This is a genomic window from Streptomyces sp. NPDC047022, assembly GCF_040644155.1.
Taxonomy (GTDB): Bacteria; Actinomycetota; Actinomycetes; order Streptomycetales; family Streptomycetaceae; genus Streptomyces.
On record NZ_JBEYVV010000009.1, the window covers coordinates 165,975 to 181,550 of the forward strand.

Here is a 15,576-nt window from a genome sequence, read left to right on the forward strand (position 1 = left end):
TGGTGAGACGCTGCACGGGGTCGCGTGCACGACGCGGATGACGCGACCCGTACGGGGAGGTGGCAGGCAAGTGGTGGATCAGCTTACGCAGCACGATCCGCGGCGGATCGGGCCGTTCGAGGTGCTGGGACGGCTGGGTGCCGGCGGCATGGGGCTGGTCTATCTCGCGCGCTCGGCATCCGGGCGGCGCGTGGCGATCAAGACCGTGCGCACGGAGCTGGCCGAGGACCAGCTCTTCCGGGTGCGCTTCACCCGCGAGGTGGAGGCGGCGCGGGCGGTCTCCGGCTTCTACACGGCGGCCGTGGTCGACGCCGACCCGCGCGCGGCCGTGCCGTGGCTCGCCACCGCTTACGTGCCCGCGCCCTCCCTGGAAGAGATAGTGACCGAATGCGGGCCGATGCCGGCCCAGGCGGTGCGCTGGCTGGCGGCGGGCGTGGCCGAGGCGCTCCAGTCGATCCACGGCGCGGGCCTCGTCCATCGCGACCTGAAGCCGTCGAACGTCCTTGTCGTCGAGGACGGCCCACGGGTGATCGACTTCGGTATCGCCTCCGGGGTGTCGAACACACGTCTGACGATGACGAATGTCGCCGTGGGCACCCCCGCGTACATGTCCCCCGAGCAGGCGAAGGACTCGCGCAGCGTGACCGGCGCCAGCGACGTCTTCTCGCTGGGCTCGATGCTCGTCTTCGCCGCCACCGGGCATCCGCCCTTCCACGGCGCGAACCCCGTCGAGACCGTCTTCATGCTGCTGCGCGAGGGCCCGGACCTTTCCGGACTGCCCGACGAACTGCGTCCGCTCATCGAGTCCTGCATGCAGATGGAGGCCTCCGCCCGCCCGAACCCGGCCGATCTCCAGGCCCAGCTCGCACCCCATCTGTTCGGTTCCGGCTCGGACGACAGCGGTACGGCGTCGGCGTGGCTGCCCGAGAAGGCCGTCACCCTGATCGAGGGAAGACGCGGCGGGCGCCCGGCGGTGAAGCCGTCCCCGTCCTCGAGCCGCGGCGGCAGCGGCAGCCGGCCGCCCGCGGTGCCGCCCCCGCCGTCGCACGCCCCGGCACCCGCTCCGGTTCCGGTTCCGGTCGGCGGCCCCGACGGCGGGCCGGTGCGGCTCGCGGGCGCCTCCGTGCCGATCGGGCCCGGGCCGCGGGTCGCCGACGCCCGGGCCGCCGCGGTGAAGGCGCCTCCCCCGGAGGCGGGCCTCGTCGCGTCCTGGTCCCGGCCGGGCGCCGGGACGGGCGCCGCGCCCGCCGTCGCGCCGCCCGCCGTCGCCCCGCCGACCGCGCCCCCTGAGGGCGCCACCGGCTGGCGTCCATGGCGCTTCCGCATGTCGAACGACGTCTGGGGCACCCCGTCGGTCGCGGAGGATTTGGTCTACGTCACCTCGTTCGAGGTGCACGCCCTCGACGTGGCGACGGGCCGCCGCCGCTTCAAGACACGGGACGTGGCCTGGTCGATGTCCGTGGCGGGCGGGCGCATCCACGCCTCGGACGGCCCCACGCTCTTCGCGCTGGACGCCCGGGAGGGCGCGGACCTGTGGCGGCTGTCCCTGGACGGCTGGGTGTACTCCGTCCAGGCCGACCGCGGCACGGTCGTCACCGGCACCCGCGGCGGCGGAGTCCAGGCGTGGGAGGCGTCCCACGGCCAGAAGCTGTGGGAGCTGACCGGGGCGCAGACGGACTTCGAGACGCCGGAGGCCGGACCGCTGATCCAGGACGACACGGTGTACGTCTGGAAGGACGCCCGGCTGCTGGCCCTGGAGGCGCGCACGGGCGAGGAGCGCTGGTCGTACCCGATCGGCGACGCGGCCTCCTGCGGCGGTGTCCCCGTGCGCCTGACCCGGGCCGGGGACGGCTATGTGTACGTCTCGGCAGGCGCCCGGGTCCTGTCGATCGAGGTCTCCACCGGCATGGTGCGCTGGCACTTCGAGGCCCCGGCGGTCTTCCTGTGCCCGCCGGCCTTCGTACCGGGTCCGGCGGTGACGGGCGGCGGCGTCTACCTGGCCGACTACCTGGGCACGGTGTACGCGCTGGACGCCACCGACGGCCGCGACCGCTGGCGCATCGCCACCGAGTCGCGGGCCTCGATCGAGCCGGTACTGGTGGCGGCGGGACACGTCCACGTGGGCAGCGGCAAGGGTCTCTACACCCTCGACGCGGTCACGGGCACCCCGAAGTGGCGTTTCCAGGCGGGCGGGGACATCGTGGGCTCCCCGGTGGTCGCGGAGGGCCGTATCCACTTCGGCTCCACGGACCACCTGCTGTACACGCTGAAGGCGGACGACGGCCGCCTGCGCTGGAAGCTGGCCACGGGCGGAGAGATCACCGGGGCGCCGGTGGTGCGGGACGGCGTGGTCTACGCGTGCAGCAAGGACCGCTGCGTGTACGCCCTGGACGCGGAGAAGGGGACGGGGACGGCCCGGACCACGTGAGGGGCCGACGCGGCGGCCACGCCCGAATAGCGGCAGCCGAGCGCCGCGCCTACCGAATCCGGTACTCCCGCCCCCGTCGCCCCGAGAACAGTTCCGCCTGCCGTTCGGCGGGCAGGTTCCCGAGCGCGATCAGCGCGGGCGCCTGCGCGAAGCACCGTGCCCGGGACGCCTCCTGCGCCGTCCACAGCGCCCGTACGGATCCCTGCACCGCCTCCGGCGGATACGACGAGATCACGGCGGCGCACTGGACGGCGGCCTCCAAGGCGGCGCCCGGCTCGGTGAGTTCGGACACCAGCCCGATCTCGTGGGCCCGCCGTGCCGAGATCCGCTCGGCGGTCCCCATGAGCGCCATCCGCGCCGCCTCCCCGTACGGCATCCGGTGCGCCATGGCGGCCGACTCGTACGCGCTGACCATCCCGTACGTCGTGTGCGGGTCGAAGAAGGTCGCGCTGGTGTCCGCCACGATGAACTCGCTCTCGCCGAGCAGATAGAACGCCCCGCCGCAGGCCATCCCGCGCACGGCGGCGATCACCGGCTTCCACAGGTCGTTCGCCTTCGGGCCGATCCTGAGCAGTGGATCGTCCACCATGTAGGGCGAGTTCGGCTGCGGCACGTCCGTGTCCCGGTCGATGCCCGTGCAGAAGGCCCGCTCGCCCGCGCCGGTGAGGACGACGGCCCGTACGGTGTCGTCGAAACGCAACGCATGCCAGCAGGAGGCGAGTTCGGCGGCCAGCGCCGGATCGATGGCGTTCAGCCTGTCCGGCCGGTCGAGCGTGACGACGGCGACGCCGGTGTCCTTGTCGGCCGATACCCTCAGCCCCCCGCTCACGACCGCTCCAGGACCCAGCGGGGCAGCCCGTCCCGGCTGAAGACGGCCCGCACGCGCGCACCGATGCGTACCCGGTCCGGGGGCACCGAGTCCAGGAGAGCGTCCGGGCCGGTGACGAGGTTGCCGACCAGCCGGATGCGCGGCGCCTCGGCCAGTTCCACCACGATCACGTTGTACGGGGCGCAGGCCGCGTAGGCGGGCAGCAGCGGCGGGTGCGGGACGACGTACGACCAGATCCGCCCCTGCCCGCTCATCAGCCGCCACTCGCTCGCGAACGACTGGCAGTGCGGACAGCACGGACGCGGCGGGAAGCGAAGTTCCCCGCAGTCGGCGCAGGCCTGGACGCGCAGCTCGCCCCGGGCGGCGTACTCCCAGAAGGGCGCCCCGTCCTCGTCCTGGACGGGGGAGAGGAAAGCGTCGAAGACGGCGTCGGGCATGGCTCAGCTCCTCAGGAGAAGGGCGGAGGTGGGAACCCCCTCGCCGGCGGTGACCAGGCAGGTGGCGGCGTCCGGGACCTGCGCGGTGCTGGTGCCCCGCAGCTGCCGTACGCCCTCGTTGATGAGGTTGAAGCCGTGGACGTACGCCTCGGACAGTCCGCCGCCCCCGGTGTTGATGGGCAGCCGCCCGCCGATCTCCAGCGCGCCGCCCTCGGTGAACGCACCGCCTTCCCCCCGGCCGCAGAAGCCGTACCCCTCCAGGGAGAGCGGTATGAGGGCGCTGAACGCGTCGTAGATCTGGGCGACGTCGACGTCCTGCGGGGTGAAGTCGGAGTGCTTCCACAGGTGCCGCGCGGCACTCCAGGCGGGGCCGGTGAGCGGGTCGTCGTTCCAGTAGTTGACCATGCCGTGATGCTGGGCGGGCAGCCCCTGCGCGGCGGAGTGGACGTACACCGGCCGTCGGCGGCAGTCGCGGGCGCGTTCGGCGGAGACGATGACACAGGCCAGTGCGCCGTCCGTCTCCAGGCAGTTGTCGAACAGGCACAGCGGTTCGCTGATCCACCGGGCGTCCATGTACATCTCCCGGGTCAGCGGGCGCTCGTACATGATCGCGGAGGGGTTCTGGTTGGCGCGGTTGCGGCAGGCGAGGGCGACGTTGAAGAGGTGGTCGCGGGTCGCCCCGTACTCGTGCATGTAGCGGCGGGCCAGCATCGCGATCTCGTCCACCGGCCTCAGGAGCCCGAAGGGCCGTGTCCACTGGGCGGGCGTGGGCAGTTGTACGGCGGTGTTCCGCCAGGGCCTCGGCCCGCTGCCCCGCTTCCGCGACCGCCAGGCGACGCCCACGGTCGCCTGCCCGGTGGCGATGGCGGCGGAGAGATGGGCGACCGTGGCGCAGGAGCCACCACCCCCGAAGCCGACCTTGCTGAAGAAGGTCAGGTCCCCGAACCCGACCGCCTTCGCCACCTCCACCTCGTCGGTCTCCTCCATGGTGTACGAGGCGAGCGCGTCCACCTCGCCCGGTGCGATCCCGGCGTCGTCGAGGGCGGCGAGGATGGCCCGGCACGCCAACGCCTTCTCCGACCCGGGAAGCCGCCGGGCGAAGGCGGTCTGCCCGATACCGACGATGGCGGTCGCGTCCTTGAGTCCTGCCCCTGCCATGGGCACACCTCCGCGTGGAGTCCTGGCGCCGGCACCCCGGAAGCGGGCACCCTGGTGGCTGACGGACCGTCAGGCTACAACTGATCTGACGAACAGTCAGCTAGTGCTGGGGAGGCCGCTGTGCGCGGTGACATGGAGTGGGGGAGCGTCCCGGGCCTGGTGCGGAGCGCGGCCCGGCGCTACGGCGACGCCGAGGCGGTGGTCGAGGGCCGCACCCGGATCTCGTACGCCGAACTGGGCGCCCGTGTGGAACGCGCGGCCGCCGCCTGCATAGCCGGCGGCGTCGGCGTGGGCGACCGCGTGGCGATCTGGGCGCCGAACACCCTCGACTGGATCGTCTCGGCGCTCGGCGCGGTCTCGGCGGGGGCGGTTCTGGTCCCGCTCAACACGCGGTTCAAGGGCACGGAGGCGGCGTACGTCCTGGAACGGAGCCGGGCCAGGCTCCTCTTCGTCACGGGCACCTTCCTCGGGACCTCGTACGTGGCCTCGCTGCGCCGCGCGGCGGGGGAGGGCCCCGGGAGCGGCCCCTTGCCGGGACTGCCGCACCTGGAGCAGGTGGTGGTCCTGGCGGACGACGCCCCCGCCGACTTCCGTACCTGGAAGGACTTCCTCGCGAGCGGGGAGGGCATCGGGAAGCCGGAGGTACGGGCCAGGGCGGACGTCCTGACCGGTGACTGCCCCTCGGACATCATCTTCACCTCGGGCACGACGGGCCGGCCCAAGGGCGCCGTGATCACGCATGCCCAGTCGCTGCGTGCCTACGAGATCTGGACCGACCTGGCGGGCCTCAGGCAGGGCGACCGCTACCTGATCGTGAACCCCTTCTTCCACACCTTCGGCTACAAGGCCGGGGTGCTGGCATGCCTGATGAGGGGCGCGACGATGATCCCGCAGCCGGTGTTCAACGTGGACACGGCGCTGGCGAACATCGCCGCGGAACGGATCTCCGTGCTCCCCGGCCCGCCCACCCTCCACCAGTCCCTCCTGGACCACCCCGCCCGCGACGCCCACGACCTGTCGGCCCTGCGCCTGGTGGTGACGGGAGCGGCCGTGGTCCCGCTGCGCCTGGTGGAACGCCTGCGCGGCGAACTCGGCGTGGAGACCGTCCTGACGGCGTACGGCCTGTCGGAGGCGAGCGGGTTCGTCACCATGTGCCGCCGGGGGGACGATCCCTCGGTCATCGCGACGACGTCCGGCCGTGCGATACCCGGGACCGAGGTACGGGTGAGCGATGCCTCCGGCGCCCCGCTGCCCGCCGGAACCCCGGGTGAGGTGCTGGTGCGCGGCTTCAACGTCATGCGGGGCTACTTCGAGGACGAGCGGGCCACGGCGGAGGTCCTCACCGCCGACGGCTGGCTGCGCACGGGCGACGTGGGGGTCCTGGACGCGTCCGGCAACCTCCGCATCACGGACCGGATCAAGGACATGTTCATCGTGGGCGGCTTCAACGCCTACCCGGCGGAGATAGAGCAACTGCTGGGCCTGCACCCGGACGTGGCCGACGTGGCGGTGATCGGTGTACCGGACGGGCGCCTCGGGGAGGTCGGGAAGGCCTATGTCGTACGACGCCCGGGAGCGCAACTGACGGCGGACGACCTGATCGCCTGGTCCCGCCGGGAGATGGCGAACTACAAGGTCCCGAGAGCGGTGGAGTTCGTCCCCGGACTGCCGCGCAATGCGAGCGGGAAGGTCGTGAAGGGGGAGTTGCGGGGGAGGGTGGGGTAGGGGGAGAGAGTGTGCCCGGCGTGCGGAGGCCGGTTTCGGCTCTACACTTAGTCCAGAGGTTAGTCCACCTCGATTCGCCGACCGTATCGTGAGGCCGTCGTGGAAGCAGCCCGCCAGTACAACGTGCATGAGGCCAAGACGCACTTCTCCCGCATCCTGGAACAGGTCGCCACGGGGGAGGAAGTCGTGATCAGCAAGGCCGGTGAGCCGGTGGCCAAGGTGGTTCCGTTGCGGCCCAAGGTGAGGCGGACGGGGCGTGGATCCCTCCGGGGGCAGATCCACATCCCCGACGACTTCGACGAACTGCCCGACGACGTCGTCGACGCCTTCGGGACGCGCTGATGCGGCTCCTGCTCGACACCCACGTGGTGCTGTGGTGGCTGGACGACTCCCCGGAGCTGTCCGGCGAGGTGAAGGACCTTCTCGACACCGAGCCCGGCGTGTATGTGAGCGCGGTGACCCCGTGGGAGATCGCGATCAAGCAGTCGCTCGGGAAGCTCGACGGCCCGCAGGACCTGGCCGAACGGGTGCGCGACAGCCAGTTCTCGGGACTGCCCGTCACGGCAGGGCACGGTGTGCGGGCGGGACGTCTGCCTGGGCACCACCGTGACTCATTCGACCGCATACTGGTCGCTCAGGCGCAGATCGAGGGCATGACGCTGGTGACGCGGGACAAGTGGATTCCGCAGTACGACGTGCGGGTCATGGTGGTGTGAGGGGGCGGCTCCCCCACCGGTCAGTCGCGGGTGAGTGACTCCCGGGCCCAGATCTGCAAGGCGTGGATCTCGTCCATGGCTTCGCGCCAGGCCGGGTCGTCGCGGTCCACGCTCCGCGCCGTGTAGACGGCCGCGCGCAGTCGTGCGGCGGACGCGGGAGTCCGCGCGATCTCGATCGCCACGGCCCAGGTCTCGAGGAACTGGGTGATCGGACCGAGGCTGCGGGTGCGTGCCGCCAGTGCGATGGCCTCGTCCTTCTGCTGCTCCATCTCGGGCAGCCGGTGAGGGGCCACTTGGGCCAGGGCTATACGAAGGGCCGCGGGTGTCCGATCGGGTCTGGCGATGAGCGGACACTCGGACTCGATGTGCTGTGCGGACATGGTGCGCCTCCAACTCCGGTCCGCCAACCCCATATGACACACCTCGGCCGCGACGGCTCCCCCTCCGCGCCGCCGCGGCCGACCCCCCGTGCGGGAGACGGTTCAGCTGGGCTCGGACGTCACGTGGGTGTTGTCCGGGGCGTCCGTGTCTTCCTTCACGTCGGTGACGTGCGTGTTCAGCGGCTTGATGTCGCCGTTCGCCGGCTCGTCCGTGACGTGGGTGTTGTCGGGCTTGACGGCCAGGTCCTTCTCGTTGCTGCTCATGGTGCTTCCTCCCCATGCGGTTCGTCCGGAGCTGTCGAGCCTGCCCGGCCATTCCCCCGAGGAAGGCCGGGCAGGCTGCGTGAGTCGCCACCCTAATGTGCGAATCAGGTGGCCTCTTCGGCGGTCCGTCCGCCCCCCGACGCGACGAATCGACAACGGATAGAGTGCCGTGCCGCGATAAACGAACGATGAACGCCCAGCCGCCCGTCACGCCGCCGTGATCGGCGTGAGGAGTTCACGCACTTCGGAAGCCTCCGGCGACTCCAACTTCTCGTAGATCGCCAGGGCTTCGCGCCAGCAGACCTGTGCCCTGCCCGAATGGCCGATGCCGTGAAGGGCCTTGCCCAGTACCGTCAGGACATGCCCGCGACGCCATTCGCCGCCGATGCCCCTCAAGACGGTGAGCGCCAGCTCGGCGTTGCCCGCGGCCTGCGCCGGTTTGCGCGACTCCAGGTCGATCTCGGCCAGGCGGCAGAGGGTCATACCCTCCCACAGCCGCTGCCGACTGTCCCGGAAGACGCGCAGCGCCTCCTCGAGCTGTGCGGTGGCATCGGCGTGCTGGCCGCTCTTGCCGAGGGCCATACCGAGGGCGTAGCGCCCGTTCGCCCCGCGAAGGGTGTGGCCCAGCGTCTGGTAGATGTCCGTGCCCTGTCGGGCGAGGACGACCGCGGTCTCCGCGCGTCCTGTCGACAGGTGAAGGCGCGACAGGTTGCACAGCGGGCTTGCCGAGCCCGCCAGGTCGCCGCAGGCGCGGAACTTGTCGATGGCTTTGCTGAAGTACTCCTCGGCGTCCGCGTGCCGACTCTGGTAGAACGCGATGCTCCCCAGAATGTTCGCGGCCCAGCAGGAGGGCAGCGGGTCGTCGGCGGCCTCGGCCAGTTCCAGGGCCTCCCGGGCCTCGCGGTAGGCCGGGTCGAATGCCCCTGAGAACAGACGCGCGTTGCTCAGCACGACCGATGCCCGTGCCTCGGCACGCATGTCACCAGTGGCATGCGCGGCTTTCCGCAGCGCTGCTGCCGTCGCCTCGTACTCCCTGGCGTTCGCCCCGGATTCGGCCAGATCCACGGACGCCCACAGCAGGTCGATCGCACGTCGCAGCGTGCCTCCCTCGGCTGACTGCCGTACGCAGGCGAGGAGCGGCACTCCCTCCGAGTAGAGCCAGTCCCACGCGGCCTGCCGATCACCGAACGACAGACCCGCGGTCCCGGTCGGTTGCAGGTGGTCCACCAGCCGGTCCCCCGGCCGTTCGATGGCGTAGACGCCGGCCGCCGTGGCCAGGTAGAAGTCCAGCAGCCGCGACATCGCCGCGTCCCGCTCGCTCGGCGGTTGCTCGTCCCGTTCCGTGCATGCACGCGCGTAGAGGCGGACCAGGTCGTGGAAGCGGTAGCGGCCGGGCGCCGCCGACTCCAGGAGGGAGGTGTCGACCAGCGCCTCCAGCAGGTCCTCGGAGTCCTCCAGGGGCAGGTCCAGCACCGCCGCGGCTGCCGCGAGGGAGATGTCCGGGCCGTCGGCCAGGCCCAGGAGCCTGAAGGCCCGTGCCTGCGCCGGTTCGAGCTGGCCGTAGCCCAGTTCGAAGGTGGCCTTCACGGCCAGGTCACCGGCCTGCAGTTCGTCCAGCCGGCGCCGCTCGTCCGCGAGCTTCGCCGCCAGGACCGAGACGGTCCAGGTCCGGCGTGCCGCGAGGCGGGACGCCGCGATGCGGATGGCGAGCGGCAGGAAGCCGCACGCCGCCACCACGTCCAGGGCGGCCTTGCGCTCCGAGGCCACCCGCTCCTCACCCACGATCTTCGTGAACAGCGCCAGCGCCTCGTCCGGGGACATCACGTCCAGGTCCACGAGATGCGCGCCCGCCAGGTCCACCATGCGCACCCGGGAGGTGACCAGGGCCGCGCAGCCCTCCGTGCCGGGCAGCAGCGGGCGCACCTGGGCCGCGTCCTTGGCGTTGTCCAGCAGGACCAGGACCCGCCGTCCGTCCAGCACCGATCGGTACAGCGCCGCCCGCTCCTCCATCGAGTCCGGGATCGCCGACTCCTGAGTGCCGAGGGCACGCAGAAAGGCCCCGAGGACCGTTTCCGGCTCCGCGGCCCGCGGTCCCGCGCCCTGGAGATCCACATACAACTGGCCGTCGGGGAAGGCGCCGCGCGCCTGGTGGGCCACATGCACGGCGAGGGTCGTCTTGCCCACGCCGCCGATGCCGGCCAGGGCGGAGACGGCCATCACCCGGCCCTCGGCCGAGCCCAGGACCTCGCTGAGCTCGTCGACGAAGGCCGCCCGGCCCGTGAAGTCCGGCACCGTGGCGGGAAGCTGGGCGGGGCGCACCGGCGCGGACACACGCTCCGGGGCCGGTGCCGACGGCTCCGCGAGCGCCGGGTCCGCGCGCAGGATCCGCTGCTGGAGTTCCTTCAGGCCAGGGCGGGGGTCGACGCCCAGTTCGTCGTCCAGCAGACGGCGCGTGTCCGCGTACACGGCCAGCGCCTCCGCCTGGCGGCCGGAGCGGTACAGCGCCAGCATCAGCAGTTCCCGCAGTCGTTCGCGCAGCGGGTGGGCCGCCGTCAGCGCGGTGAGCTCCGAGACCGCCTCCGCGTGGCAGCCCTGTTCCAGGTCCATGTCCAGGCGGGACTCGACGAGCTGGAGCCGCCATTCCTCCAGACGGGTGCGCTGGGTGTCCGCGTACGGGCCAGGAACGTTCGCCAGCGACTCCCCGTCCCACAACGCCAGCGCCTCGTTCAGCACCTGCCGCGCGTGGTACAGGTCCCCCGCGCTCCTAGCCTTCTCGCCCTCCGCCGCCAGTTCCTGGGCAGCCCCGAGGTCCAGGGAGCGGGGGTCGCGCAGCCGCAGCGCGTATCCGCCGGACTCGCTGCGCAGCACCCCGGCGGACAGGGCCTTGCGCAGCCGTGATGCGTAGGTCCGCACGGCCGCCAGCGCCCGCGGTGGCGGGTCCTCGCCCCACAGCGCGTCGATCAGCTCGGCGGCCGTGGCCGTACGGCCCTCACGCAGCAGCAGCGCGGCCAGCAGGGCGCGCTGCTGGGGCGAGCCCGTGGCCAGCGGTTCCTCACCGCGCCAGGCGCGCACGGGTCCGAGTACGCCGAAGCGCAGTGCCGATTCCTCGGGACTCCGCTGCTCAGGCACTCGCGGTACACCGTCCATCGCTGCCCCCGGCCTCCCTGCCGAATCCGTCCACAACCGAGGAGCCCAGTTTGCCCTGTGCATGCCCGATACGTCAGCCGTGGGAGACGCCGATCACAGGCGGACCGACGGCACGTCACATCGCCTCCACAGGATCTCCGCGTCCGGCGGGGAGTCCCGGGCGCGGTGGCCAGGCGCCCGGCGTCTCCGCGCACCGTCACACTAGCTGACGCCCCGTCAGATCAGCGCTACCGTGACCGGCATGGAGACCTCACCGGCCAACGGCGCCTTTCCGAAGATCATCTCCGTTGACGACCACACCGTGGAGCCCCCGCACGTCTGGCAGGACCGGCTCCCGCGCAAGTACGGCGACACCGGCCCGCGCGTCGTCCGCGCTCCGCTGAAGGAAATGACCTTCCTCGGCGGCAAGTTCGCCCCGGTCATGGGCGCACCCGGAGACGACGGCCCGGTCGGCGACTGGTGGGTGTACGAGGACCTGCACCGGCCCCTCACCCGTCTCGACACCGCCGTCGGCTACAGCAGGGACGAGATCAGGCTCGAGGTCATCACCTACGAGCAGATGCGCCCCGGCTCCTACGACGTCCCGCAGCGCCTCGCCGACATGGACGTCAACCACGTCCAGTCCGCCCTGTGCTTCCCGACCTTCCCGCGCTTTTGCGGCCAGACCTTCACCGAGGCCAAGGACCGGGAGCTGGCGCTGCTCTCGGTGCGCGCCTACAACGACTGGATGGTGGAGGAATGGTGCGGGCCGAAGGCGCACGGCCGCCTCATACCCCTCGCGCTGATCCCCCTCTGGGACGCCGGCCTCGCCGCCGCCGAGGTGCGCCGCAACGCCGAGCGCGGCGTCCGCGCCGTCGCCTTCTCCGAGATCCCGCCCCGCCTCGGGCTGCCGTCCATCCACACCGACGCCTGGGACCCCTTCCTCGCCGCCTGTGACGAGACCGGGACCGTCGTGGCGATGCACATCGGCTCCAGCAGCCAGATGCCGTCCACGTCCGCCGACGCCCCGCCGGCCGTCGGCTCCACCATCACCTTCGCCAACTGCTGCTTCTCGATGGTCGACTGGCTGATGAGCGGCAAGTTCGAGCAGTTCCCGAATCTGAGGGTGATGTACGCGGAGGGACAGATCGGCTGGATCCCGTACATCCTCGAACGCGCCGATGTCGTCTGGGAGGAGAACCGTGCCTGGGGCGGGGTCGCGGACAAGGTGCACCGTCCGCCGTCCGAGCTGTTCGCCGAGCATGTCTACGGATGCTTCTTCGACGACGCGTTCGGCCTCAGGAACCTGGACGCGATCGGCGTCCCGAACGTGCTGTACGAGACGGACTACCCGCACTCCGACTCCACCTGGCCGAAGTCCAGGGAGGTCGGGGAGGCCCAGATGGGCCATCTGGACGCGGACGTCGTGGACCGGATCGTGCGGCGCAACGCCATCGGACTGCTGGGCCTGACGCCCGACGGGCTGTGGCCCGGTCCGGGCGGCACGGACGGCCGGGGCGGTGCCCGTTGAGCGGGCGCCTGCGGTACGGGATGCAGCTCCCCGTCCAGTCCCAGTCCACTATCTACGCCGAGCCCTGGGAGCCGGGCGCGGGTCCCGAGGACCTCGTCGCCGTCGCCCAGGCCGTGGAGGACGCCGGGTTCGACTATCTCGCGAGCTGCGATCACATCGCCGTCCCGCGCCGCCTCGCCCCCGCGATGAGCACGGTCTGGTACGACCCCGTCGCCACCCTCGCCTATCTCGCGGGCGTCACCGAACGGGTGCGGCTGCTCAGCCATGTCGCGATCGTCGCGCTGCGGCATCCGCTGGTCACGGCCAAGCAGTACGCGACCCTCGACCATCTCAGCGGCGGACGGCTCGTCCTCGGGGTGGGGGCCGGGCATGTGCGGGAGGAGTTCGAGGCACTGGGCGTGGACTTCGGCAGGCGCGGTGCCCTGCTGGACGAGGCCATCGACGCCCTGAGGGCGGCCCTCGGGCCCCAGGAGTTCCCCGAGCATCACGGGAAGTCGTACGACTTCGAGGGGCTCGGGCAGCGCCCACGCCCCGCCCAGACGCGGGTGCCCCTCTGGGTGGGCGGCTCCTCGCCGGCCGCCGTGCGCCGGGCCGCGCTGAAGGCGGACGGCTGGCTGCCCCAGGGCGACCCGCGCGACCGGCTGCCCGCCCAGATCGCCCGGCTGCGGGAGCTGCGGGCTCAGGCGGGTGTCACGGAGCCGCTCACCGTCAACGCCATCGCCGAGCCGCTGTACGTGGGCACACCCTGCTGGGACGTGGGGCGGCGCACGCTCAGCGGCGCGCCGGAGGCGCTCGCCGAGTCGCTGAACGCCTACCCCGCGATGGGCGTGCATGTGATCCAGGTGCGGTTCCGCTGCCGCAGCCGTACCGAACTGACCGACCAGATCGCGGCGTTCGGGGCCGAGGTGGCTCCGCGCCTGGACTGAACCGACCGTCTCGACCGAGGAGTCTGCATGGGCAAGCTGGACGGGCGCGTCGTCATCGTCACCGGTGCGGCGCGCGGGCAGGGCGAGCAGGAGGCACGGCTGTTCACGGCGGAGGGCGCCCGGGTCGTCCTCGCGGATGTGCTGGACGACCAGGGGGAGGAGCTGGCCAAGGAACTGGGCCAGTCGTACGTCCATCTCGATGTGTCGCGCGAGGAGGAGTGGACCGCCGCCGTGGCCGCCGTGAAGCGGGCGCACGGGCGCATCGACGGGCTGGTCGGCAATGCGGGCATCCTGCGCTTCAACTCCCTGGTGGACACGCCTCTCGATGAGTTCATGCAGGTCGTGCAGGTCAACCAGGTCGGCTGCTTCCTGGGGATGAAGACCGTGGCTCCCGAGCTGGCCGACGGGGGCACGATCGTCAACACGGCCTCCTACACGGCGCTGACCGGGATGGCGGCCGTGGGCACGTATGCCGCGACCAAGCACGCGGTCCTCGGGCTGACCAGGGTGGCGGCGCTGGAGCTGGCCGCGCGGGGGATCCGCGTCAACGCCATCTGCCCGGGCGCCATCGACACCGCGATGTCCAACCCGGCCCGCCTGGACCCCGAGGCGGACCCGGAGGAGATGAGCAGGGCACTGGACGAGCTGTACCGCAAGCTGGTGCCGCTCGGCCGGATCGGCAGACCCGAGGAGGTGGCGAGGCTGGCCCTGTTCCTGACGTCCGACGACTCCTCGTACATCACCGGTCAGCCGTTCGTGATCGACGGGGGCTGGCTGGCGGGGGTCTCCGTCATCTGAGCTTTAGCTGACTACTCGTCAGCTATTGACGCCCTCACCCGCCGGTGCCACAGTCGGCGGCAGAATCAGAACTGACGCATCGTCAGATAGATGACTTGCCAGGCAGAGACAGTCTCGTGGGGACGGTGAACCTCCATGGAATTCGGGCTCTTTGTACAGGGATACGTGGGCAAGCGGGCCGAGACGGACCCGCTCGCGGAGCACAAGGCACTGATGGAGGAGACCGAGTACGTCATCCAGGCGGACAAGTCCGGCTTCAAGTACGCCTGGGCCTCCGAGCATCACTTCCTGGAGGAGTACTCGCACCTCTCCGCCAACGACGTCTTCCTCGGCTACCTCGCCCACGCGACCGAACGCATCCACCTCGGCTCCGGGATCTTCAACCCGCTCGCCCAGGTCAACCACCCGGTGAAGGTGGCCGAGAAGGTCGCCATGCTCGACCACCTCACCGGCAACCGCTTCGAGTTCGGCAGCGGACGCGGCGCCGGCTCGCACGAGATCCTCGGCTTCCTCCCCGGCATCACCGACATGAACTACACCAAGGAGATCTGGGAGGAGACCATCGCGGAGTTCCCGAAGATGTGGCTCCAGGACGAGTACGTCGGCTTCCAGGGCAAGCACTGGCAGCTCCCGCCGCGCAAGGTTCTCCCCAAGCCGTACGGGAAGTCGCACCCCGCCATGTGGTACGCCGCCGGGTCGCCGCCTTCGTACGCCATGGCCGCCAGGAAGGGCCTCGGGGTGCTCGGCTTCAGCATCCAGAAGGTCTCCGACATGGAGTGGGTGCTGGAGCAGTACAAGACGGCGGTAGTGAACGCCGAGCCCATCGGGGACTTCGTCAACGACAACGTGATGGTGACCACCACCGCCATCTGCGCGCCCACCCACGCCGAGGCGATCCGGATCGCCATGAACGGCGGACTGCACTACCTGCCGTCCCTCGTCTTCCGCTACCACGACACCTTCCCGCGCCCCGAGGGCTTCCCCGAATGGCCCGAGACCCTCCCCGAGTACACCGAGGAATTCCTCGAACTGCTCATCGAGGAAGAGCTGCTCATCTGCGGTGACCCCGACGAGGTGCTCCGGCAGTGCAAGCGGTGGGAGCAGGCGGGCGCCGACCAGCTCAGCTTCGGGCTGCCGGTCGGGATCCCGAAGGAGGAGACGCTACAGACGATCCGGCTGATCGGTGAGCACGTGATTCCCAAGATCGACACGGATCCGATTCACCGGACGACGCGGTTCCGGCGGAGCGCCTAGGGCG

The 15,576-nt window shown here is 71.3% G+C and carries 14 protein-coding genes; 8 read left to right on the plus strand and 6 right to left on the minus strand.

Annotated features, from left to right (window positions below; genetic code table 11):
- Positions 1-70: 70 nt before the first annotated feature.
- Complete coding sequence (locus tag ABZ845_RS13135) at positions 71-2,428, plus strand: serine/threonine-protein kinase (protein WP_360977378.1); 2,358 nt, start codon at positions 71-73, stop codon at positions 2,426-2,428.
- Positions 2,429-2,477: 49 nt separating this feature from the next.
- On the opposite strand, the gene ABZ845_RS13140 is transcribed toward ABZ845_RS13135, so the two are convergent.
- From ABZ845_RS13140 to ABZ845_RS13150, 3 genes are read right to left on the minus strand one after another with little or no spacing between them, the layout of a single operon-like run.
- The gene (locus tag ABZ845_RS13140; RefSeq protein WP_360977381.1) at positions 2,478-3,257 is read right to left on the minus strand and encodes an enoyl-CoA hydratase/isomerase family protein; all 780 of its coding nucleotides are present in this window, start codon (positions 3,255-3,257) and stop codon (positions 2,478-2,480) included.
- Positions 3,254-3,694, minus strand: coding sequence for an OB-fold domain-containing protein (locus tag ABZ845_RS13145; RefSeq protein WP_360977384.1), 441 nt, complete (start codon positions 3,692-3,694; stop codon positions 3,254-3,256). The genes ABZ845_RS13140 and ABZ845_RS13145 overlap by 4 nt, the downstream gene beginning before the upstream one ends.
- A gap of 3 nt (positions 3,695-3,697) precedes the next feature.
- The gene (locus ABZ845_RS13150; RefSeq protein WP_360977387.1) at positions 3,698-4,852 is read right to left on the minus strand and encodes a lipid-transfer protein; all 1,155 of its coding nucleotides are present in this window, start codon (positions 4,850-4,852) and stop codon (positions 3,698-3,700) included.
- A gap of 120 nt (positions 4,853-4,972) precedes the next feature.
- Here ABZ845_RS13150 and ABZ845_RS13155 point away from each other — a divergent pair, with 120 nt between their 5' ends.
- The 3 genes from ABZ845_RS13155 to ABZ845_RS13165 all read left to right on the plus strand — a co-directional run bounded on the left by ABZ845_RS13155 (position 4,973) and on the right by ABZ845_RS13165 (position 7,293).
- Positions 4,973-6,577, plus strand: coding sequence for a FadD3 family acyl-CoA ligase (locus tag ABZ845_RS13155; RefSeq protein WP_360977390.1), 1,605 nt, complete (start codon positions 4,973-4,975; stop codon positions 6,575-6,577).
- Positions 6,578-6,676: 99 nt separating this feature from the next.
- Positions 6,677-6,919 carry a type II toxin-antitoxin system Phd/YefM family antitoxin gene (locus ABZ845_RS13160; RefSeq protein WP_360977393.1) on the plus strand — a complete coding sequence of 81 codons (243 nt, stop codon included), beginning with the start codon at positions 6,677-6,679 and terminating at the stop codon, positions 6,917-6,919.
- Positions 6,919-7,293, plus strand: a complete 375-nt coding sequence (locus ABZ845_RS13165) for a type II toxin-antitoxin system VapC family toxin (protein ID WP_360977396.1) — start codon at positions 6,919-6,921, stop codon at positions 7,291-7,293. Before ABZ845_RS13160 ends, ABZ845_RS13165 begins: the two co-directional genes overlap by 1 nt.
- Positions 7,294-7,313: 20 nt before the next feature.
- Here the strand turns inward: ABZ845_RS13165 and ABZ845_RS13170 are convergent, their stop codons facing one another.
- The 3 genes from ABZ845_RS13170 to ABZ845_RS13180 form a co-directional block, all read right to left on the minus strand.
- Entirely contained in the window at positions 7,314-7,673 is a 360-nt protein-coding gene (locus tag ABZ845_RS13170; protein WP_360977399.1) for a hypothetical protein, read from the minus strand.
- A 102-nt stretch (positions 7,674-7,775) separates the two neighbouring features.
- Complete coding sequence (locus tag ABZ845_RS13175) at positions 7,776-7,937, minus strand: hypothetical protein (protein ID WP_360977402.1); 162 nt, start codon at positions 7,935-7,937, stop codon at positions 7,776-7,778.
- 207 nt (positions 7,938-8,144) lie between these two features.
- Complete coding sequence (locus tag ABZ845_RS13180; RefSeq protein WP_360977405.1) at positions 8,145-11,084, minus strand: BTAD domain-containing putative transcriptional regulator; 2,940 nt, start codon at positions 11,082-11,084, stop codon at positions 8,145-8,147.
- Between the two features lie 241 nt (positions 11,085-11,325).
- On the opposite strand from ABZ845_RS13180, the gene ABZ845_RS13185 reads away from it, so the two are divergent.
- The 4 genes from ABZ845_RS13185 (at position 11,326) to ABZ845_RS13200 (ending at position 15,572) form a co-directional block, all read left to right on the plus strand.
- Positions 11,326-12,594 carry an amidohydrolase family protein gene (locus tag ABZ845_RS13185; protein WP_360977408.1) on the plus strand — a complete coding sequence of 423 codons (1,269 nt, stop codon included), beginning with the start codon at positions 11,326-11,328 and terminating at the stop codon, positions 12,592-12,594.
- Between the two features lie 20 nt (positions 12,595-12,614).
- Positions 12,615-13,520: an LLM class F420-dependent oxidoreductase gene (locus tag ABZ845_RS13190; RefSeq protein WP_360977524.1), complete on the plus strand. Its 906-nt coding sequence runs from the start codon at positions 12,615-12,617 to the stop codon at positions 13,518-13,520.
- A 27-nt stretch (positions 13,521-13,547) separates the two neighbouring features.
- Positions 13,548-14,318, plus strand: coding sequence for an SDR family oxidoreductase (locus ABZ845_RS13195; RefSeq protein WP_360977411.1), 771 nt, complete (start codon positions 13,548-13,550; stop codon positions 14,316-14,318).
- Positions 14,319-14,453: 135 nt separating this feature from the next.
- Complete coding sequence (locus ABZ845_RS13200) at positions 14,454-15,572, plus strand: LLM class flavin-dependent oxidoreductase (RefSeq protein ID WP_360977414.1); 1,119 nt, start codon at positions 14,454-14,456, stop codon at positions 15,570-15,572.
- The last annotated feature ends 4 nt before the right edge of the window (positions 15,573-15,576 follow it).